Origin of the sequence: Lacibacterium aquatile (assembly GCF_042683105.1) — a bacterium.
Taxonomy (GTDB): Bacteria; Pseudomonadota; Alphaproteobacteria; order Elsterales; family Elsteraceae; genus Lacibacterium; species Lacibacterium aquatile.
Window position 1 is genome coordinate 605,129 of the sequence record NZ_JBHUIP010000003.1, and the last position, 20,223, is coordinate 625,351.

The window sequence follows — 20,223 nt, forward strand, 5'->3', positions numbered from 1 at the left end:
GTCAGATCGGCCAGGAACTCCTCGCGCCACGCCTCGATGGTATTGGTGCGCAGCACCTGGATCATGTCGGCCCAGCGGTCCTGGCGTTCTTCCAGCGCCATGGTCTGGGCGCGGTGCATGGCGTCGGTGATGCTGCCGATATCGAAGGGATTGACCAGCAGGGCTGCCGACAACTCCCGCGCCGCCCCGGCAAATTCCGACAGCACCAGCACGCCGGGATCCTCGCCGTCCTGGCTGGCGACATATTCCTTGGCGACCAGATTCATCCCGTCGCGGATCGGGGTGACGCAGCCGATGCGGGCGATGCGGAACAGGCCCGCCAGGGTCTCGCGCGGCCAGGCGGTGGTGAGGTAGCGCACCGGCACCCAATCCAACTCGGCATAGCGGCCGTTGATCTTGCCGGTCAACCGGTCGAGGTCGCGGCGCAAACTGCGATATTGCTCCACCTCACCCCGGCTGACCGGCGCGATCTGCATCATGGTCAGCTTGCCGCGATGCTCCGGGTGGGTTTCCAGCAGGGTGCCGAAGGCCTCCATCCGCTGGGTCAGGCCTTTGGAATAATCGAGGCGATCGGTGCCGATCATCAGATCGCGCCCGACGAGGCTTTCCTTGACCCGCTGCACGGCATCGCCAGCGGCGGCCCGCCGCGCCATCTCGGTAAAGCCGTCGGTGTCGATGCCGATGGAATAGACGCCGATGCGGGTGCGCCGCTGGCCCAGAATCACCGCATCGTCCGGCCCGATATCGCCCCCCGCCTCGTTCACCACATAGTCGAGGATCGAGCGCAGATCGCGGTCGGTCTGCAGGCCGATCAGATCATACTCCATCAGATCTTCGATCATCCGCCGATGGTTCGGCAGGATGCGCAGCACTTCCGTGCTGGGGAAGGGGATATGCAGGAAGAAGCCGATGCGGTTCTTCACCCCCCGCCGCCGCAGGGCCGAGGCGAGCGGGAAGAAGTGATAATCATGCACCCAGACGACATCATCCGGCTTCAGGAGCCGCGCGATATGGTCCGCGAAACGGTCGTTCACCTGCAGGTAGGCGCGCTCGTACTGGCGTTGGAAATCGACAAGGCCGATGCGGTAATGCGACAGCGGCCAGAGCGTCGAATTGGTATAGCCGAGGTAGAAATCCCGATGCTCGTCGGGATTGAGGTCGATGGTGGCATAGGAGACGGTGCCGAACTTCTGCACCTTCGGCGTGTCGCTGGGGGATTTGACGGTCTTGCCGCTCCAGCCGAACCACAGGCCGCCGTTCTTCTCGATGGCCTCCTGCAGGGCGACGGCAAGCCCGCCTGCCTCCACCTTGCGACCATCCGGGATCGTTACCCGGTTCGAGATGATTACCAGCCGCGCCAAACCGATTCCTCCCAAGATTTGCTCAGGCGCATCGCACAGAGGATGACGCCCACCATCGAATAGGTCTGGGGGAAGTTCCCCCACATCTCGCCGGTTTCGACGTCCGTATCCTCGGACATGAGGCCGAGGTGATTGCGGTGGGAGAGGAGATCGACGAACCGCTCGCGCGCTTCATCCACCCGGCCCAGCGCCACCAGCGCGTCGATGTACCAGAAGGAACAGACGTTGAAGGCCGTCTCCGGTGTGCCGAAATCATCGGCGGCGGCATAACGCATCATGTGCGGGCCGCGCTTCAGGTGGCGTTCTATCGCCTCGACCGTCGCGACAAACTGCGGGTCTTCGGGCGGCAGAAAGCCGATTTCCGGCATCAGCAGCAGGCTGGCATCCAGCGCATCCCCTCCAAAGCTTTCAACGAAACAGCCAAGCGTCGGGTTCCATGCTTTCTCCACAATTGCCGCTTTGATGCGGTCGGCTTCGCCCTGCCAATGGGCGGCCCGGCCCGGTCGGTCGAGCGTCTGGGCGATGCGGGCGAGGCGGTCGCAGGCTGCCCAGCACATCATGGCCGAATGGGTATGGATGCGTTTCCGGCCCCGGTATTCCCAGATCCCGGCATCGGGCTCCAGCGCCTGTCTGGCTGCCTTATGGCCCAGGGTTTCCAGCCGCTCGAACATCGCCTCGTCGCCGGGGATCGGCAGGCGCTTGTCGAAGAACATCTGGGCGGCCGACAGGATGATCGACCCATAGACGTCGTTCTGAACCTGAATGGCGGCGGCATTGCCCACCCGCACCGGCCCCATCCCGCGATAGCCCGGCAGCTGCTCCGCCACCCACTCATCCAGGCCCCCGGAAGGCAGCACGCCATAGACGGGGTTGAGGCCGCTGTCGCTGTCGACGGCCAGATCGGCGGCCACATCGGTCACATAGCGGATGAATTCCTCCATGGTCCGGGTGGCGCCCAGGCGGTTCAGGGCATGGACGACGAAATAGGCATCCCGCAGCCAGCAGAAGCGATAATCCCAGTTCCGCCCGCTGTTGGCCGCTTCGGGGACCGAGGTGGTGAGGGCGGCGACGATGGCGCCGCTATCCTCGAACGAGCAAAGCTTCAGGGTGATCGCCGCCCGGATCACCACCCCCTGCCATTCATAGGGGATGGAGAGGTAACGCACCCACTCCTGCCAATAGTCGACCGTGCGATCCTCGAAATCCCGCAAGGTGGCCAGCAGGGGACTGTCGAAGGGCTCGTCGATGCCCAGGGCGAAATAAAGCGCGCGATCCAGCACAAAGGACTGTTCCGCCGCGATATAGCTGACCGCCGCATTGGTGGTGAGGCGCAGGTTCAAATCCGGCGAGGTATAGCGGATATGGTGCGAGCCGATGGTCTTCTGCGGTTGCACCCCGCCGTACCCGAAGCTCGGGCGCAGGCGCACCTTCACGTGCGGGCGGCCTTTGAGCGGTTCGATCCGCCGCACATGCATCGCCGGGCGGAAGATGCGCTCCAGCCGCTTGAAGCGCGGGGCGTAATCGATGATGCGGACCGAATTGCCGTCCTTATCTTCGAGGATCGTCTCCAGGATAGCGGTATTGGTCAGATAGCGCTGTTTCGAGGCTACCTGATGGCTGAGTTCTATATCGAAGAACCCATGCTCCGCGCTCTCGCCGCCCAGCAGGGAATTGAAGATCGGATCGCCATCCAGGCGCGGGAAACACATCCAGACGAGGCGCGCGTTCCGGTCGATCAGCGCGGCGGTGGTGCAGTTTCCGACGACCCCCAGATCGAGGGTATTCTTGCCCAGCTTCGGGGCGTCCCGCTCGGCTTCGGCAATGGCGTCATTCATCACATGTTCGTTCATGCAGGCGCCCTCTCTGTCACGCAGCGAGACAACCAGCCGCGCAGCTCGGCCGGAGTCTCAAAATGCCGATCGAGATCGGCACGCGGTGCGCCGCCAACCCGGATCACCGCACCGCCATGGGCACGCACGATCAGGAAGCCCGCCTCGTCCGTCACATCGTCTCCGGCAAAGACCGGCAGGCGACCCTTGAAGGTCGGATCCTGCATCAACTTGGCAATCGCCTGACCCTTGTCGATGCCGATGGTGCGCACCTCCGCCACCATCTTGCCGGGGACGACTTCGAAGCGCTGAGCAAAGGGTTTGACGGCCAAAGCGACGGCATCGCGCACGGCATATTCCTGGGTCGGAATGGCGCGGAAATGGATGGCGCGGCCGCGCGGTTTACGCTCCAGCACCACGCCGTCGAAATCATGGGTGATCTTTTCCAGCGCCTCGGTCAGTTCGTGCGGGATCGGCGCGGCGCCCAGGTTCTGCGGCGTCTCCCCCGGTCGCCAGATCTCGGCGCCATGTTCGCCGGCGATGATGACGTCGAGGTGGGGCAGCAACTGGCGCAGGTCATCGACCGACCGGCCGCTCACCAGCGCCAGCGCGCCTTGCGTGCGATTCTGCAGCTGATGCAACAGCTGCACGAGGTCGGGAGGGATCACCACCTCTTGCGGGGAGGCGGCGATGTCGATCAATGTTCCATCGACATCAAGAAAAAAGGCACAGCGCTCAAGCTGCAACCTGTCGAGATCAAGGGTCATCTTGGCTCGCTTTCGGTTGAGACGGCGTAGACGGAAGCTTGGCACTGAAATTTGTCCTCAATGAGGACGGCAGGCCGGGAGGGGACATGATCGACAAGCTGGATTTCATCCTGGCGCTGGCGCGCGAACGCCACTTCGGCCACGCGGCCGAGGCATGCGGCGTCACCCAGCCGACGCTGTCGGCAGGCATCAAGCAGTTGGAAGACCAGTTCGGCGTCATGCTGGTACAACGCGGCTCACGCTTCCTGGGTTTCACACCCGAAGGCGAAAGAGTGCTGGAATGGGCGCGCCGCATCGTCGGCGACACCCGCGCCATGCGTCAGGATATCGACGCCCTGAAGCGCGGCCTCTCCGGTCGTCTCAAGATCGCGGCCATCCCGACTGCGCTGGCTATGGTCGCGCAATTGACCACGCCCTATCGCGCGCGGCACGCCGATGTGCGCTTTACGATCCTGTCCCGCACCTCGGTCGAAGTGCTGGCTCTGCTGGAAAATCTGGAGGTCGACGCCGGTTTGACCTACCTCGATAACGAACCGCTGGGACGGGTCACGACCGTGCCGCTGTACCGGGAGCGTTATTGCCTGCTGACCTCGGCTGAAGGCAAATACGGCGACCGCGACACGGTGACCTGGGCCGAAGTCGGGCATCTGCCGCTCTGCCTGCTGACCCCCGACATGCAGAACCGCCGCATCATCGACAAGCACCTGCTGGATGTGGGCGTGAAGCCGACGCCGACGCTGGAAAGCAATTCGATGATCGTGCTGTTCGCCCATGTGCGCACGGGCCAATGGGCCAGCATCATGCCCGCCAAGCTCGCCGATACCCTAGGCTTGACCGACCTTGTGCGCGCGGTGCCGATTGTCGAACCCGAGGCGACCCATACCATCGGCCTCGTCGTCCCCCACCGCGAACCCATGACCCCGCTGACGGCGGCTTTGGTGGCGGAGGCTAAAAGGCTGGCTGCGGCGCTGGAGGGTTAGGGGGAGATTCCCGCACCGCCCCGAGCCTAAGTCGGATCTAGCCGCCCTGGTGGCCATACTCAAGCAATCCTGTTGCGGTTCCTATGTAGTCTCGTCATCCCGGACTTGATCCGGGATCTTGTGTGGTCGAACTCTGTCCGACTTTTCGACGCGGCCCGTCTACCCGAGATCCCGGATCAGGTCCGGGATGACAGCTCTTGGTATCAGAAGCGCCCCAACTCTCCTTTCCTTGGCAATGGCCAAGTTGTCGGTTCTAAGCTATCACAACTATCGGGGGCAGTCGTCGAACCGAAAGCAGCTTGAATGACGGATGGATACTGGTGGCGTATCGAGGGGGGCGAGAAGAAAGGCCCCTATACCGCTGCGGACATCACTGCATCACTGACCCTCGGGAAGATCGACCACCGGACAGAATTCTGGCGTGACGGGATGAAGATCCCAAAGTCTCTGGGCGATATCCCGGAATTTGCGGACGCCGTCCGCGCGGATCGGGAGGCGAAGGGACTGATTGCACCCTGGTCGCGCTACTGGGCCCGCAGCGTGGATTTGGCTGTCTTCAGCCTCCCTCTGATCGTGCTGATGCCGTTCCTGATGACGCTGATAAGAACCCCCGGCTTTGCCTGGGTATTGCCGGTGACGGTCATCTCGGCATGGCTCCTGACGCTGGTGCTGGATGCTATGGTCTATGGGCGATTCGGGGTGACCCCGGGCAAATGGATCTTCGGCCTGACCATTCGGACGTTGGACGGCGGGCGGCCCTCCTTTCTGGTTCTGCTGAAGCGGAATTTGCTGATTTTTGTGTTCGGCTTTGGATGTTTTCTGCCACCGGTCGCTCTCCTGACGATGGGGCTAAGCTATGGGGCGGCAAGCCGGGGAGCGCCTTGCCGTTGGGATCGTGCGACGGGCTGTAACGTTCAATGGAAGCGCGTCAGCCCATGGCGATGGGTCATCGTTTTGGGGATGCCATATCTCTTGCCGATCCTGTTTCTGGCTGCTTCGGGTGGAAAAGTTTTCGCGGGGCAGAAATGGACGAACCCGGTGACGGGTGTTTCGACCGAACTGCCGTTGATATGGCGGGACGTATCCTTACCCGATCAGAGAGCGAGCAAAACCTATGTGTTCGCGGCCCCGTTGCGTGGCATCATCCTTACCCATATCGCCGCCGATGGGTCAGATCTTGCTGCGCAGGCTGAAAAAGCCCGGCTGAACCCGCACCTCGGTTCTTTTATCAGCGATGATACGAAGATCGACGACAGAGGGGCGACCTACCGGGAACTTCGATTTGCCCGCCTCACAGAAAAAGCCAAATACGATGTCTGGCATCGAATCCATCGGTCAGGCGCCGGCGGCTTCTGGACCTTAACTATCAGCGTCCATATTGAGGAAAATCGGGGTTTGAAAAGCGCCGAGGCGGCCGCCGCCGTTCTGACGGAAACCCTCCAGTGGGGTGAGGCTGAAAAATAATGACCGCTCCGCAATGGTGGTACATCGACGGAGAAACCCGCCGGGGTCCTTATCAGACGGCTGAAGTCGATGCGCTGTTGAAGGCGGAAGTCATTACTCCCGCTACCTTGATCTGGTGCGAGGATATGGCGGAGCCTGCGCCCATCTCCAGCGTCGATTATTTCGCCGTGGCGCAACGCCGGGCGGCCCTCGGCGAACGGTCGGCGCCCTGGATCCGCCTGATGGCACGGGCCATCGATTTGAGCCTCTGGATGGTGCCGCTCAGCCTGCTGACCACCGATCTGCGTATCCCCGGCGGCCCGTATCCGGAGACGGTCCTCTGGACGCTCGGAGCTATCGTCGGTTCGCTTACTCTGCTGATTGCCTTGCTGGCCGATGCTGTGATCATGGCGCTATTCGGCACCACCCTGGGTAAGTCTCTTTTTGATGTGACCGTGTTGAACGCCGATGGCTCGAGGCTTGGCCTGCGCCCCTTGCTTCGGCGCAATGCCTTGATCTGGTTTTACGGCCTTGGGCTGAATGTACCGGGCTTCAGCCTCTTTCGCCTTTGGGTCAGCTACAGGGAGGCGGCCAAGGGCGAACGAAGCCCCTGGGATGCCGTTACCCGTGTTGACGTCCGGTGCAAGCCGGCGGAGGGGTGGAGCTGGTGCATCGGACTTGTTCTGCTGCCGGCGCTCTGGATTGGGCCTTATTACCTGATTGCGCAGCTGCCGGGCCCTGCCTGGACGCATCCGGAAACCGGGATCACGGTGGATCTCCTGCCGGATTGGCAGATGACATCCTCTTCCCAGCAGATCGCGAAAAGCTACTATATTTTCTCCTCCCGGAACGGCACGGTTTCCCTGAGCAAGGCCAGGGCAAATGGCATGGCCCTTGATCGATTCGCCAAGGATTGGGCAAAAACGGTTCCGTCCAGCCTGTACGAGAATTTTCGTGGCATGACCATCGAAGTCGATGCCCAGGGGCGGACTTATGCCGAACTAATCTTCGCCCAGAAAATCGAAGGTCGCGACTTCGATATCCTGTTCCGCATCTGGCGCCGGGACGGCGATGATCTGTTGATCCTGAGCCTGGGCAAGCCGAGCCGTAATCCGCATCTCGCCACGACGGTAGAGACGATGGCGGCGACCCTGCTGTCGACCTCCGGCATCCCGCCGGCGGCCAGATAAAGCTAGCGCAACGCCAGCTTCACGGCATCGCAGGAAACGGGCAGCAACGGACGCGGAGCGTTAGATTTAGCGGGGGCAGCCGTCGCGCGCTGGCCGCTGGCGCAGACCAGATCTTTACCCGTCAGAAAGATCCCGGCCAGTCCCGCTAGCGGCAGTATCAACAGCCACGCCGCCAGCACCCTTTTGAATTCCGCCCTGGTCATCCGCATGTCCTCCCGCATGACTGAGCGCACCTTGCCCGGAAGTCGCGCGTATTACGACTGGCGCTTTTACCAGTCTAGGTAGCGTTTACCGATTGTCAGGTCACTGTTCTTCAGGCATCACAACCGGGGGTTTTCGATGTCTGGCGGCTGGGATGAGCGATATAGAGTGGTTTTATGGTGAGGGGAGCGACCGCAAGGGCCCCCACACTGCCGCAGACTTGAAAGCCCTGCTGGCCGATGGCGCCTTGACCCTGTCCAGTCTTGTCTGGCGCAAGGGCATGGATGGCATGGGCCCGATTTCCGATATCGCCGAACTTCAGAAATCCATGGCCGCCGGCGACAGGCCGGAGGGGGCGGTGGAGGAGTTCGAATATTCCACGCCCGAAGCCGGTGCCTGGTCCCGGTTCTGGGCGCGCAATATCGATATCGCCTTCTGGGCCATCCCGATCTACCTCTTCCTGACGCCGTTTCTGATACCACTCTATCCGCAGTCGGAATTTCTGCAGGGCATGGTGAATACGGCCCTGATTGTGCCGCTGGGGTTGCTGCTGGAAGTGCCCTTGATGGCGCTGACCGGCTCGACCCTTGGCAAATGGCTGCTCGGGATCAAAGTCCGCAGGCTTGATGGCGGCAAGATTTCCGCGCGCGGGCTGTTGCGCCGGAATTTTCTGATCTGGATCTATGGCTTTGGGCTGACGATCCCGGTGGTGGGGCTTGTGCGCGGGGTCTTGAGTTTCGGTCGCGCCAATTCGGGCAAGCGCTGTCCCTGGGACGAGCAGCCGCTTTACGTCGTTCGGCAGAAGCCCATCGGTTGGGTCCGGCGGATATTCGCTGTTCTCGCCCTTGGCCTCATGGTGTTTGCGGGTGATGTGGCAACGGCGATCTGGCAGCCTTCGCTCTGGACGAACCCCATCACGGGGCGGCAGGCAACGCTGCCTGCAGGCTGGAGCCTTGAGGTGATCGAGGCCGATTCGGGTGGTCAGGAATTCGAGTTCGCGTCCGACAAAGCGGCTGTTTACCTGCAGCGCGATGTCATGGACAGCGAGTTGGCTTTCTATGCCGACAGGATGGAGGATCGGGAGGAGTGGGGGGACCTGCGCGACCGCAAGGAGGTAACCCGCAACGGTGTCCCTGCCATCATCCTGCTGTTCCGCAAGACCAACGACGGCATCCGCTACGATGTGGAGATTAAAGTCTGGCAGGTCGGGAAACGGGATTTCTGGCGCCTGACGCAGATCAAACCCGTGAAGGATGCGCCAGCCCGCAAGGAAGCTGAAGCCGTGGCGGCGGCCCTGGAAGGGACAGCGCCGCCGGGCCGTTGAGGCCGGTTGATAAACCCGCAAATCAGGAGCTGACTGTGCAGGATGGTGGACAATGGTGGTATCTGGACGGTGACGTTAGGCGCGGCCCCTATGCTGCTGCCGAGATGGAAAAGCTGTTCGAAGCCGCCATCCTTACCCTGGAGACGCCGGTCTGGCGCGAGGGGATGGGCGAGCCCCAGCGTTTTGCCGATCAGCCTGAATTAGGCGGGAAAATCCGGGCCAGGGATGTGAAGGAGCAGCGGACCGCACCCTGGTCCCGTTGGGTCGCGCGTCAGATCGACATGCTGCTCTGGATGGTTCCGCCCAGCCTTATCGCGGTCTATGTGACCGACGGCTATTGGGAGGGGCATCCGGTTGGGGTTCTTTTCCTGCTGGGGTTTGCCTGCTTATCGGTGATCTTCCTCGCGGCCCTTCTGATTGATGCCTTGGTGCTCTGGGCCTTCGGCACGACACCGGGGAAATGGTGGTACCGGCTGTCGGTCCGAAACAAGGACGGTGGCCGCATTCCTTTGATTCAGTTGATCCGGCGCAACCTGTCGATCTGGCTCTATGGCTACGGCCTCAATCTGCCGTTTTTCGATATCCTGGCCCTATGGTTCAGCTATCGCCGCGCTGCCCAGGGCAAGCCCTGCATCTGGGACGAAATCGAGCGCCACGATGTCCGCCAGCAGCCGGTCGGCGGCTGGTGGTGGTTCGCAGGATTAGTCGTCCTGCTCGTCCTGCCTTTTGGTTTGGCAAAGATCGACCTCCCGCGCCCATCGCCCTGGACCAACCCCTTAAGCGGTGTCGCTGTCCGCATCCCGCCCGGTTGGGCGCTGGTCGATAGTTTCACCACTCCGCAGGGTCAGGGGTTTACCTTCAAGGCGCGTGGCGGACTTGAGGGCTATCTGATCCAGGAGATCGTGCCGAACCAGTCGCTGGCTGACTATGCCGAACAGCTTCAGCAGCGGCCGGTCTACGGAATGTTCCGCAGTTCGAGGCTGCATGTCGCCCCCGACGGCAAGTCCTATATCAAGCTGGCGTTTTCACAGGGTGAGGGTAGAAGCGCGAGCGACATTGACCTTTGGGTCTGGCAAGGGCAGGGCGGGTCCTTCTGGCATGTCGCCGTGTTCCAGCCGGTCAGCGACAGCGATGCCCGCCTTGAGGGGCGCAAGCTTGCGGAGATTCTGGGGAAGTCTGGCCTCGCACCGGGGCCTTGGGCGCGATAATTCGGCTGTGCGTCACGATGGGGAAGGCTGTATCGGCATCGTGGCCCGGATGAACTCGATGAGCTCTGCTTCGGGGAAGAAACTGGGGCCGAGGTAGAGGCTGATGATTTTGTTCATCAGGCTCGCGCGCAGCAGCATGTCGCCGGCTCGGTTGAGAAAATCCTCGTTCAGGTTGCGCCAACTCAAACTCGACTGCCGATGACCCAGTAGCGATTTTGGCAAATGTCGATGGCGGAAAATCCCGCGAAGCTGCTTGCCTTGATACACGGCCAGCACAAGCGTGACGTGAGCCTCGCCATCCGCTTCGATATGCTCGGTCAACTGATAGCCCTGGGGCAGGTGTTTCCGAAACGGAGTGCTCCCGAACTTATCCCTCAGCCCCATTCTCAAAAGCAGAAGATCGAGACGGTCGAGATAATTGGAGGAATCCGACGGCTCGAAATACAGACAGAAGCAGGCCTCATTCCAGCCAATTGTCCAGCGTGATAACCATGGGCTGTCGGAGAGGATCAGCGACGTGTGGGGATTATAGGGTACATTGGGTATGCCCTGCCCTTGACCGGTCAGTTGAATTTCGGTGGCTGGATCGTACCGCATCCAATCGATCAACCGGCCTGCGTTCGGCAGCATGACCAGGGTGATCAGGGCCACGCAGAAAACCAGGGCTTTCCCGAGTGGCTTACCTGGGACAAGGCCCGCAATCCCAAAAGCTAGCGTGAATTGTAGGAAAGTCGGCACCAGCCAGCCGAGAAAGAAAAACGGGATCCCGCCGAGCGGCCCGCTCACGGGGTGCAAGGCGATAAGATATCCAAAGGCGAGTATCCCTGCCGCCGCAAAGGGTCGCATTTTGGGAGGAATTCGCCGTTTCAGGGTCTGCATCGCCGCCATGGTGATCTCATTTCTGAGACCAGCTTATGGGTCTTTCCACCGTTGGTATAGCTCGCCGACGCTTCCGCCCGCTGACCCCCGGTCGAAACCGGGGCCATCCTCAAGTATTGACGCAGGGGTTCTAGATCCGCACGGCCCTGGCCGCTGCCGACAGGCTGACGATGTCCTGCACCGTCGCGCCCCGCTGTTTCACCTGATATTTCCGGCCGAGGTCGAGATACTCAGCAAGACGGCTGTCGTTCACCCAGGCGTGAAGGTCCATCTTGTTTCCGGCGGCCGTCAGTGCCTTCATCTTGGCAAACTCAGGGTTGGCATCATTCAGCTTCCCCTGTTTGGCGAGCTTATCCTCGGTCTCCAGCACACCGATGGTGATCTGAGCCAGCTTCACCCGATCATCAGCCCGCAGCACCATACGTTCGAATGGGTCAGACAGGCCCTGAAAGAACTCAGCCTGACGGGCCAGCTTATCGCGATCCACATAGGCATCGGATCGGCCGTCATATTCCAGCTTGGTCGCATAGATGGCGTCGCTGACCTTCTGCTCGGCAGCATTGAAGCGCTTCATGAAGCTGGAATTCTGGACGGTCTGGCTATAGGTCTGCCGTTCAGCAGAGGTGTATTTCGAGATGTTGGCGCTGCTGACCAGATAGTTGAAGCTAAGCTCGCCATCGAAATTTTTCTGGCTGATGTTCATGAATTTGAACGCTTCGTATTTCTGGGCGTCTGTGTAGGTGCCGCTCTCGTCGGCAATGATCGCAGCCATCGCTTTCAGGTCGACCTTGCCGCCCGCGCCATTGATCGCTTGCGACAAGGCCGAGAAGCTGGCAGCCGAAGCGGAAGCACTTAAGGAAAATCTGTTGGAAGAAACCGACGAGACCATCGTGACGTTCCTTTCTGGCTATCAACCGCGAGCCTTCATGCTCCCGGTGCCGCAAAATGCGGCCTATCCTTCAGGTTGTATTCTGTCTGCCTTTTATCTGCTTTATGGCATCGAAATCAATCGCAATGGTTGTAACAATTCACTGCCGATGTCTTTGAACCGGCGAGCCAGAGCATGTCAGGCTCGAACACCCAATCGAAACCCTCAATCAATGCTGCAACGCTTAATAGAAATGTTCTATCGCAGCATGGGACGGCTTTATTGAAGCCTTCTAAAAACCCCCTTAGTTTCGAGTGAAATAAAACAAATAAAATCATTCGGAAGGGGGAGAGGCCGTGCCTGGTTTCGAGCCGTGGAATACCGAGTTGGCGCAGGAAATCATTGCGTCCGGGGCAAAGATTGAAGGGGCAACTCTGCCTATTCTCCATGCCTTGCAGGAAGTCTTCGGCCATGTCCCGGAGGCAGCCGTGCCGTTGGTGGCGCAGGCCCTTAATCTCAGCCGGGCCGAGATCCATGGCGTCGTCACCTTCTACCATGATTTCCGTGAAAGCCCCGCCGGAACCCATGTTTTGAAGCTCTGCCGGGCCGAGGCCTGCCAGTCGGTGGGCGGGAACGAACTCGCCGACAGCGTGAAGGCCCGCCTGGGCGTGGATTGGGGCGGCACGACCGCCGACGGCAAGATCACACTCGAAGCGACATATTGCCTGGGCCTTTGCGCCTGCGCACCCGCCGGGATGCTGGACGGGCAGGTCGCAGGCCGCCTGGACGAGGCTGCGGTGAGTGAGCTGCTGGCGGAGGTCCGTCGATGACAATCCGCTTCTTTCTGCCCCGTGACAGCGCCGCTCTGGCTGTGGGGGCCGATAAGGTCGCCAAGCGCCTGTCGGTCGAGATTGCCTCGCGCGGTCTGGACGCCACGATCACCCGTACCGGCTCGCGCGGGTTGTTCTGGCTGGAGCCTATGCTGGAGGTGGAAACCACGGCCGGGCGGATCGCCTATGGACCGCTGACGGCTGCCGATATCCCCGCCCTGCTGGACAGCGGCCTGCTGACCGGCGGCCACCATGCCAAGCGCCTGGGCAAACCCGAAGAGCTGCCGTTCCTTGCCCGCCAGACCCGCCTGACCTTTGCCCGCTGCGGCATTGTCGATCCTTTGTCGCTGGAGGATTACCGCGCGACCGGCGGCCTCAAAGGGCTGGAGAAAGCTGTCACCCTGGGGGCGCCCGCGATTGTGGAGGAGGTCACCAAGTCCGGCCTGCGTGGTCGTGGCGGTGCGGGCTTCCCGACCGGCATCAAATGGAAGACGGTGGCCGACACCGCCGCTGTCCGTAAGTTCATCGTCTGCAATGCCGATGAAGGCGACAGCGGTACTTTTGCGGACCGTATGATCCTGGAAGGCGACCCCTTCTGCCTGATCGAAGGCATGATCATCGCCGGGATCGCGGTCGGGGCGACCAAGGGCTACGTCTATATCCGCTCGGAATATCCCGATGCTATCGATGTCTTTACGGCGGCGGTGGAGATCGCGGGACAGGCCGGGCTGCTCGGCCCCTCGGTGATGGGCTCCTCCTATGCCTTCGAGATCGAGGTGCGGACCGGCGCGGGCGCCTATGTCTGCGGCGAGGAAACCGCCCTGCTGGAGAGCATCGAAGGCAAGCGCGGACAGGTGCGTGCCAAACCGCCGCTGCCTGCCCACAAGGGCCTCTTCGGCATGCCGACCGTCATCAATAACCTTATCTCCCTGGCGACCGTGCCGGTGATCCTGGACAAGGGCAGCGCCTTCTATGCCGATTTCGGCCTGGGACGGTCGCGCGGCACCATGCCGATCCAGATCGCGGGCAACGTCAAACACGGCGGCTTGTTCGAGGCGGCCTTTGGCCTGACCCTGGGCGAGATTATCGAGGATATCGGCGGCGGCACCCTCACCGGACGCCCGGTAAAGGCGGTGCAGGCGGGCGGTCCGCTCGGCGCCTATTTTCCGCCCCACCTGTTCGACACGCCCTATGATTACGAGGCTTTTGCTGCCCGTGACGGACTGATCGGCCATGGCGGGCTGGTGGTCTTCGACGATAGTGTCGATATGGCTGGAATGGCGCGTTTCGCCATGGAGTTCTGCGCCATCGAGTCCTGCGGCAAATGCACGCCCTGCCGCATCGGTTCGACCCGCGGGGTGGAGGTCGTGGACCGCATCACCGCCGGGATCGATCACGCGGCTAACCTAACGGTGCTGAAAGACCTCTGCACCACTATGAAGTTCGGTTCGCTCTGCGCGCTGGGCGGTTTCACGCCCTATCCGGTGATGAGCGCGCTGACCCACTATCCCGATGATTTTGCCCCGCGCGGCACGCGCTTGCTAGACGCAAGCGCTCCCCGCGCCGCCGCTGCCGAATAGGGGACAAAGATGACCCTCGTTCATGAAACCGACTATGGCACCCCTGCTGTTAAAGACGGCGCCCCGGTAACCCTCACCATCGATGGCTTTGAGGTCACGGTTCCGGCCGGAACCTCCATCATGCGCGCCGCCATGGAAGCGGGCATCCAGGTGCCCAAGCTCTGCGCGACCGATATGGTCGATGCCTTCGGCTCCTGCCGCCTGTGCCTCATTGAGATCGAAGGCCGCAACGGCACGCCGGCTTCCTGCACCACGCTCGTTGCGCCCGGCATCCAAGTGCATACCCAGACCGAGCGCCTTGCCAAGATCCGGCGCGGGGTGATGGAGCTTTATATCTCCGACCATCCGCTCGATTGCCTGACCTGCGCTGCCAATGGCGATTGCGAGCTGCAGGATATGGCGGGCGCGGTCGGCCTGCGCGAAGTCCGCTACGGCTATGAGGGCGAGAGCCATCTGGGGCTGGAGAAGGATATCTCCAATCCCTACTTCACCTTCGATAGCTCCAAATGCATCGTCTGCTCCCGTTGCGTCCGGGCGTGCGAGGAAGTGCAGGGTACCTTCGCCCTGACCATCGAAGGCCGAGGCTTCGATAGCCGGGTATCGCCGGGTGGCACCGATTTCCTGTCGTCGGAGTGCGTGTCCTGCGGCGCCTGCGTCCAGGCCTGCCCGACCGCGACCCTGACGGAAGCCAAGGTCATCGAGATCGGTCAGCCCTCCCATTCGGTTGTCACCACCTGCGCCTATTGCGGCGTCGGCTGCTCCTTCAAGGCCGAGATGCGCGGCAATGAAGTCGTGCGCATGGTCCCCTATAAGGATGGCAAGGCCAATCGCGGCCATTCCTGTGTGAAGGGCCGTTTCGCCTGGGGCTATGCCACCCATCAGGAACGTATCCTGAAGCCGATGATGCGCGACAAGATCACCGATCCTTGGGTGGAGGTGAGCTGGGATCAGGCGCTGGATCGGGTGGCCAAGGACTTCACCCGCTTGCGCGCGACCTATGGCGCCAATGCCATCGGCGGCATCACCTCATCCCGCTGCACGAACGAGGAAACCTACCTCGTGCAGAAGATGATCCGCGCGGTCTTCGGCACCAATAATGTCGATACCTGCGCCCGTGTCTGCCATTCGCCCACCGGCTATGGGTTGAAGACGACGTTTGGCACCTCTGCCGGGACCCAGGATTTCGACTCGGTCGAGGATGCCGACGTCGTGGTGGTGATCGGCGCCAATCCGACCGATGGCCATCCGGTCTTCGGGTCGCGCCTCAAGAAGCGCCTGCGCCAGGGGGCCAAGCTGATCGTCGTCGATCCGCGCCGGATCGATCTGGTGCGCACGCCCCATGTGAAGGCCGCCCACCATCTGCCGCTGCGCCCCGGCACCAATGTCGCGGTCATGACGGCGATGGCCCATGTGATCGTGACCGAGGGGTTGGCGAACGAAGAGTTCATCCGCCAGTATTGCGACTGGGACGAGTTCCAGGATTGGGCCGCCTTCGTCTCCGAACCTTCGCGTTCGCCCGAAGCCATCGCGCCGCTGACCGGTGTCGATCCAGCCGAGCTGCGTGCCGCCGCCCGCCTCTATGCCACTGGCGGCAATGGCGCCATCTACTATGGGCTGGGTGTCACCGAACATAGCCAGGGCACCACCACTGTGATGGCCATCGCCAACCTCGCGATGGTCACCGGCAACCTCGGTCGCCGGGGTGTGGGCGTCAATCCGCTGCGTGGGCAGAACAATGTCCAGGGCGCCTGCGACATGGGCTCCTTCCCGCACGAGTTCTCCGGCTATCGCCATGTGTCGGAAGACGCGACACGCGAGATGTTCGAGGAACTTTGGGGTGTGCCGCTCTCCCAGGAACCGGGCCTGCGCATCCCGAATATGCTGGATGCCGCCGTCGATGGCTCCTTCAAAGGCATCTATATCCAGGGTGAAGACATCCTGCAGTCCGACCCCAATACCGCCCATGTGGCGGCGGGTCTGGCGGCGATGGAATGTGTCGTGGTCCAGGATCTGTTCCTGAACGAGACCGCCAACTACGCCCATGTCTTCCTGCCGGGATCGACCTTCCTGGAGAAGGACGGCACCTTCACCAATGCCGAACGCCGCATCAACCGCGTGCGCAAGGTGATGCCGTCGCGTTCCGGCATGGCGGATTGGGATATTACCCTGGCGGTCGCCAAGCGCATGGGCGCCCAGTTCGACTACACCCACCCGTCCCAGATCATGGACGAGATCGCGAAGACCACGCCCTCCTTCAAGAATGTCTCCTACGCGCTGCTGGAGGAAATGGGCTCGGTCCAATGGCCCTGTAACGACAAGTTCCCCGAAGGCTCGCCGATCATGCATGTGGGCGGTTTTGCGCGCGGCAAGGGCAAGTTCGTCGTCACCGACTATGTCCCGACGGACGAGAAGACCGGCCCGCGCTTCCCGCTGCTGCTGACCACCGGCCGCATCCTCAGCCAGTACAACGTCGGCGCTCAGACCCGCCGGACCGAAAATGTGCTCTGGCATGACGAGGATGTGCTGGAGATCCACCCCCATGACGCCGAACAGCGGGGCATCCGCGACGGCGATTGGGTTGCGCTCAACAGCCGGGCGGGCGGCACCACCCTGCGGGCCAGGATTACGGATCGCGTGGCGCCGGGTGTGGTCTATACGACCTTCCATCACCCCGCGACCCAGGCCAATGTGGTGACGACCGACTATTCCGATTGGGCGACCAACTGCCCGGAATATAAGGTCACCGCCGTGCAGATCAGCCCCTCCAACGGTCCCTCCGACTGGCAGGAAAGCTATCGCCGCCAGGCCGACCAGTCCCGCCGCATCGCCAAGCTGGATGCCGCCGAATGAGCCAGCTTCCGCCCCCCTCCGTCAGGCAGACCCGCCTCGGCTATCGGGGGGAGGAGCTGGTGTCCGGCGAGCGTGCGATCCCGGAGGAAACCCCGGTCGCCCTCACCTATGACGGCACCACCTATGCCGTGATGATGGCGACGCCTGCCGATCTGGCGGATTTCGCCATCGGCTTCACCCTGACCGAAGGCATCTGCGCCTCGGCGGGCGAGATCGAAGGGCCGGAGATCGTCAGTTCCGACGCCGGGATCGAGGTCCGCATGTGGATCCCGCCCGAACGGGGGGAAGCCGTGGTGGCTCGCCGCCGCGCGCTCACCGGCCCGGTCGGTTGCGGCCTGTGTGGCATCGATAGCTTGGCTGCCGCCAAGACTCCGTTGCCCCATGTTACCGCTGACCCTGGCGTCACCCTCGCGATGATCTCCGACGCGGTGGCAGCCCTTCCGGCTGCCCAGCCTCTCAGCCTGGAAACCCGCGCTGTCCATGCCGCAGGCTTCTGGACCCCTGGCGCGGGCCTCGTGGCGGTGCGCGAGGATGTCGGCCGCCATAATGCCCTCGACAAGCTGGCGGGTGCGCTGGCGGGCAAGGGGGTTGATCCGGCCTCCGGCGTGCTGCTGCTGACCAGCCGGGTGTCGGTCGAGCTGATCCAGAAGGCCGCGCGTATCGGCGTCGGCGTGCTGGCCGCCATCTCTGCCCCCACGGCCCTGGCGGTGCGCGAGGCGGAAGCTGCGAATATTACCCTGATCGCCGTCGCCCGTGCCGACGGGTTCGAGATTTTTACCCATCCGGAGCGTCTCGCCTCCGGTCCCACCACGAGAACAGCCACCCGATGAATACGGAGAAACTCGTCTATATGGCCAACCAGATCGGCACCTTCTTCGCCTCCCAAGGTGAAAAGCAGGCCGTGGCCGGGGTGGCCGACCATCTTGCGAAATTCTGGGATCCGCGCATGCGCAAGGCCATCTTCGCGCATGCCGATGCCGGGGGCGACGGTCTGATGCCCACGGTCAAACAAGCAATAGACAGCTTACCGAGATGAGGGCCTAGCCCTCAAGCCTACCCGCCGCAACGGGGCAACCGTTTCGGCCAACGATAAACTCCATCAACATGTTCCACCTAGGGAGGAACTGACGGTATGACTGCGACCACTTCTGGCGGTGAAGGATTGGGCGTGCCTGGTCTTTTGGATCGCGAACGCATCATTGCACAACCTGGGTTCAACCGTTGGCTGGTGCCGCCTGCGGCGCTTGCCATCCATCTTTGTATCGGCATGGCCTATGGCTTTTCCGTCTTCTGGTTGCCGCTCTCCCGCGCTCTTGGGACCGGCGCCGGGGTGGCGGGGGCAGCTTGCGGCGATCTCACGCTGATCAGTTCCCTCTTCACGACTGAATGTAACTGGCGTGTCGCCGATCTCGGCTGGATCTACACCCTGTTCTTCGTGCTGCTCGGGTCGGCTGCGGCCATCTGGGGCGGCTGGCTGGAGCGGTCCGGCCCGCGCAAGGCGGCCTTTGTCTCGGCCTGCTGCTGGTGTGGCGGCATGCTGATTTCGGCGGTCGGCATCATGACCCATCAGCTGTGGCTGATGTGGGTCGGCTCCGGTGTCATCGGCGGTATCGGCCTGGGCCTGGGCTATATCTCCCCCGTTTCGACCCTGATCAAATGGTTCCCGGACCGTCGCGGCATGGCGACTGGCATGGCGATCATGGGCTTTGGCGGCGGTGCCATGATCGGCGCTCCGCTTGCCAATCTGCTGATGGGCTATTTCCGCACGGCAGACAGCGTCGGCGTCTGGCAGACCTTCATCGTGATGGCGGGCATCTATTTCGTCTTCATGATGGGCGGCACCTTTGGCTATCGCATTCCGCCCGCAGGTTGGCGTCCCGAAGGTTGGACCCCGCCGTCCTCCAGCACCAATGCCATGATCACCAATGGCCATGTGCATCTCAACAAGGCCCATAAGACGCCGCAGTTCTGGCTGATCTGGACGGTACTCTGCCTCAATGTCTCCGCCGGTATCGGTGTCATCGGCATGGCCTCGCCGATGCTGCAGGAAGTCTTCGGCGGTGCCTTGATCGGTAAGCCGGATGTCAGCTTCACCCAGCTTATCCCCGAAGATCGCACCCTGGTTGCGGGGATTGCGGCGGGCTTTACCGGTCTGCTCTCGCTCTTCAACATCGGCGGCCGGTTCTTCTGGGCCTCGCTGTCCGACAAGATGGGCCGGAAAATGACCTACTTCACCTTCTTCGCCCTCGGGATTGCCCTTTATGCCGCCACTCCCTGGGCGGCCCATGAAGGCAGCAAGATCCTCTACGTCGCCTTCTTCTGCATCATCCTGTCGATGTATGGCGGCGGGTTCGCGACGATCCCGGCCTATCTCGCCGATATCTTCGGGACCCAGTTCGTCGGCGCGATCCATGGCCGCCTGCTGACCGCCTGGTCGACGGCGGGCATCATCGGTCCGGTGGTGGTGAACTACATCCGTGAAGCCCAGATCGCGGCCGGTGTCCCCCGCGCCCAGGTCTATGACTTCACGATGTATATCCTGGCCGGGATGCTGGTGCTGGGGTTCCTCGCCAATATGGCGGTGAAACCCCTGTCGCAGATCTGGTTCATGAAGGACGAGGAAGTGGCCGCCCTGCAAGCCAAGGCAAAGGCCGCTTCCGCCGGTCCCTCGGGCTCCTTCGGCATCGGCCGGGGTGGGTTCGACGGCAAGGCGGCACTGGCCTGGGCCGTGGTGGGCCTGCCGATCCTCTGGGGCGTCTGGATGACGCTGCAGCAGACGGCGGTGCTGTTCCGCTAAACTCTTGCTTCCAGCGGCCATTGAGGCCGCGGCCCCAGGAGCGCTATTGGGTCACGAAGTGACCGCCCGGCGAGGGACTAAAACGTAAAAACTCTTCTCATTCCCCTGAGACGACT

17 protein-coding genes and 1 pseudogene are annotated in these 20,223 nt (G+C 62.3%); 12 read left to right on the plus strand and 6 right to left on the minus strand.

Going from position 1 to position 20,223, the window contains the following annotated elements:
• Positions 1–11: 11 nt before the first annotated feature.
• From ACFSM5_RS04995 to otsB, 3 genes and pseudogenes are all read right to left on the minus strand, one after another.
• Positions 12–1,445: pseudogene (locus ACFSM5_RS04995) on the minus strand (alpha,alpha-trehalose-phosphate synthase (UDP-forming)); the annotation flags it as partial.
• The gene (locus ACFSM5_RS05000; protein WP_379875154.1) at positions 1,346–3,211 is read right to left on the minus strand and encodes a glycoside hydrolase family 15 protein; all 1,866 of its coding nucleotides are present in this window, start codon (positions 3,209–3,211) and stop codon (positions 1,346–1,348) included. The gene ACFSM5_RS05000 and the pseudogene ACFSM5_RS04995, both read right to left, overlap by 100 nt.
• Positions 3,208–3,957 carry a trehalose-phosphatase gene (gene otsB / locus ACFSM5_RS05005; protein WP_379875155.1) on the minus strand — a complete coding sequence of 250 codons (750 nt, stop codon included), beginning with the start codon at positions 3,955–3,957 and terminating at the stop codon, positions 3,208–3,210. The genes ACFSM5_RS05000 and otsB overlap by 4 nt, the downstream gene beginning before the upstream one ends.
• 86 nt (positions 3,958–4,043) lie before the next feature.
• Between otsB and ACFSM5_RS05010 the strand changes: the two genes are divergently transcribed.
• The 3 genes from ACFSM5_RS05010 (at position 4,044) to ACFSM5_RS05020 (ending at position 7,570) form a co-directional block, all read left to right on the plus strand.
• Complete coding sequence (locus ACFSM5_RS05010; RefSeq protein ID WP_379875156.1) at positions 4,044–4,937, plus strand: LysR family transcriptional regulator; 894 nt, start codon at positions 4,044–4,046, stop codon at positions 4,935–4,937.
• A 303-nt stretch (positions 4,938–5,240) separates the two neighbouring features.
• Positions 5,241–6,401, plus strand: coding sequence for an RDD family protein (locus ACFSM5_RS05015; protein ID WP_379875157.1), 1,161 nt, complete (start codon positions 5,241–5,243; stop codon positions 6,399–6,401).
• Positions 6,401–7,570 (plus strand): RDD family protein, encoded by a 1,170-nt coding sequence (locus ACFSM5_RS05020; protein ID WP_379875158.1) that lies wholly within the window; start codon positions 6,401–6,403, stop codon positions 7,568–7,570. The genes ACFSM5_RS05015 and ACFSM5_RS05020 overlap by 1 nt, the downstream gene beginning before the upstream one ends.
• Positions 7,571–7,572: 2 nt before the next feature.
• Here ACFSM5_RS05020 and ACFSM5_RS05025 read toward each other — a convergent pair whose 3' ends face one another.
• The gene (locus ACFSM5_RS05025; protein WP_379875159.1) at positions 7,573–7,773 is read right to left on the minus strand and encodes a hypothetical protein; all 201 of its coding nucleotides are present in this window, start codon (positions 7,771–7,773) and stop codon (positions 7,573–7,575) included.
• A gap of 152 nt (positions 7,774–7,925) precedes the next feature.
• Here ACFSM5_RS05025 and ACFSM5_RS05030 point away from each other — a divergent pair, with 152 nt between their 5' ends.
• Together ACFSM5_RS05030 and ACFSM5_RS05035 are read left to right on the plus strand one after the other, a co-directional pair.
• Complete coding sequence (locus ACFSM5_RS05030) at positions 7,926–9,095, plus strand: RDD family protein (RefSeq protein ID WP_379875160.1); 1,170 nt, start codon at positions 7,926–7,928, stop codon at positions 9,093–9,095.
• Between the two features lie 35 nt (positions 9,096–9,130).
• The gene (locus tag ACFSM5_RS05035) at positions 9,131–10,303 is read left to right on the plus strand and encodes an RDD family protein (RefSeq protein ID WP_379875161.1); all 1,173 of its coding nucleotides are present in this window, start codon (positions 9,131–9,133) and stop codon (positions 10,301–10,303) included.
• Positions 10,304–10,315: 12 nt separating this feature from the next.
• Here ACFSM5_RS05035 and ACFSM5_RS05040 read toward each other — a convergent pair whose 3' ends face one another.
• Both ACFSM5_RS05040 and ACFSM5_RS05045 read right to left on the minus strand, forming a co-directional pair.
• Entirely contained in the window at positions 10,316–11,191 is an 876-nt protein-coding gene (locus tag ACFSM5_RS05040) for a hypothetical protein (protein WP_379875162.1), read from the minus strand.
• A gap of 121 nt (positions 11,192–11,312) precedes the next feature.
• Positions 11,313–12,071: a hypothetical protein gene (locus ACFSM5_RS05045; RefSeq protein ID WP_379875164.1), complete on the minus strand. Its 759-nt coding sequence runs from the start codon at positions 12,069–12,071 to the stop codon at positions 11,313–11,315.
• Here ACFSM5_RS05045 and ACFSM5_RS05050 point away from each other — a divergent pair.
• The 7 genes from ACFSM5_RS05050 to ACFSM5_RS05080 all read left to right on the plus strand — a co-directional run bounded on the left by ACFSM5_RS05050 (position 12,049) and on the right by ACFSM5_RS05080 (position 20,107).
• Complete coding sequence (locus ACFSM5_RS05050) at positions 12,049–12,336, plus strand: hypothetical protein (protein ID WP_379875165.1); 288 nt, start codon at positions 12,049–12,051, stop codon at positions 12,334–12,336. The genes ACFSM5_RS05045 and ACFSM5_RS05050 overlap by 23 nt on opposite strands.
• Positions 12,337–12,406: 70 nt before the next feature.
• The gene (locus ACFSM5_RS05055; RefSeq protein WP_379875166.1) at positions 12,407–12,880 is read left to right on the plus strand and encodes a formate dehydrogenase subunit gamma; all 474 of its coding nucleotides are present in this window, start codon (positions 12,407–12,409) and stop codon (positions 12,878–12,880) included.
• Entirely contained in the window at positions 12,877–14,460 is a 1,584-nt protein-coding gene (locus ACFSM5_RS05060) for a formate dehydrogenase beta subunit (protein WP_379875167.1), read from the plus strand. The genes ACFSM5_RS05055 and ACFSM5_RS05060 overlap by 4 nt, the downstream gene beginning before the upstream one ends.
• A gap of 9 nt (positions 14,461–14,469) precedes the next feature.
• Positions 14,470–17,310 (plus strand): formate dehydrogenase subunit alpha, encoded by a 2,841-nt coding sequence (gene fdhF / locus ACFSM5_RS05065; RefSeq protein WP_379875168.1) that lies wholly within the window; start codon positions 14,470–14,472, stop codon positions 17,308–17,310.
• Positions 17,307–18,140: a formate dehydrogenase accessory sulfurtransferase FdhD gene (gene fdhD / locus ACFSM5_RS05070; protein WP_379875169.1), complete on the plus strand. Its 834-nt coding sequence runs from the start codon at positions 17,307–17,309 to the stop codon at positions 18,138–18,140. Before fdhF ends, fdhD begins: the two co-directional genes overlap by 4 nt.
• Before the next feature lie 20 nt (positions 18,141–18,160).
• A complete protein-coding gene (locus ACFSM5_RS05075) occupies positions 18,161–18,346 on the plus strand; it encodes a formate dehydrogenase subunit delta (protein ID WP_379875170.1) in 186 nt (61 codons plus the stop codon).
• A 96-nt stretch (positions 18,347–18,442) separates the two neighbouring features.
• Entirely contained in the window at positions 18,443–20,107 is a 1,665-nt protein-coding gene (locus tag ACFSM5_RS05080; RefSeq protein WP_379875171.1) for an OFA family MFS transporter, read from the plus strand.
• Positions 20,108–20,223 lie beyond the last annotated feature (116 nt).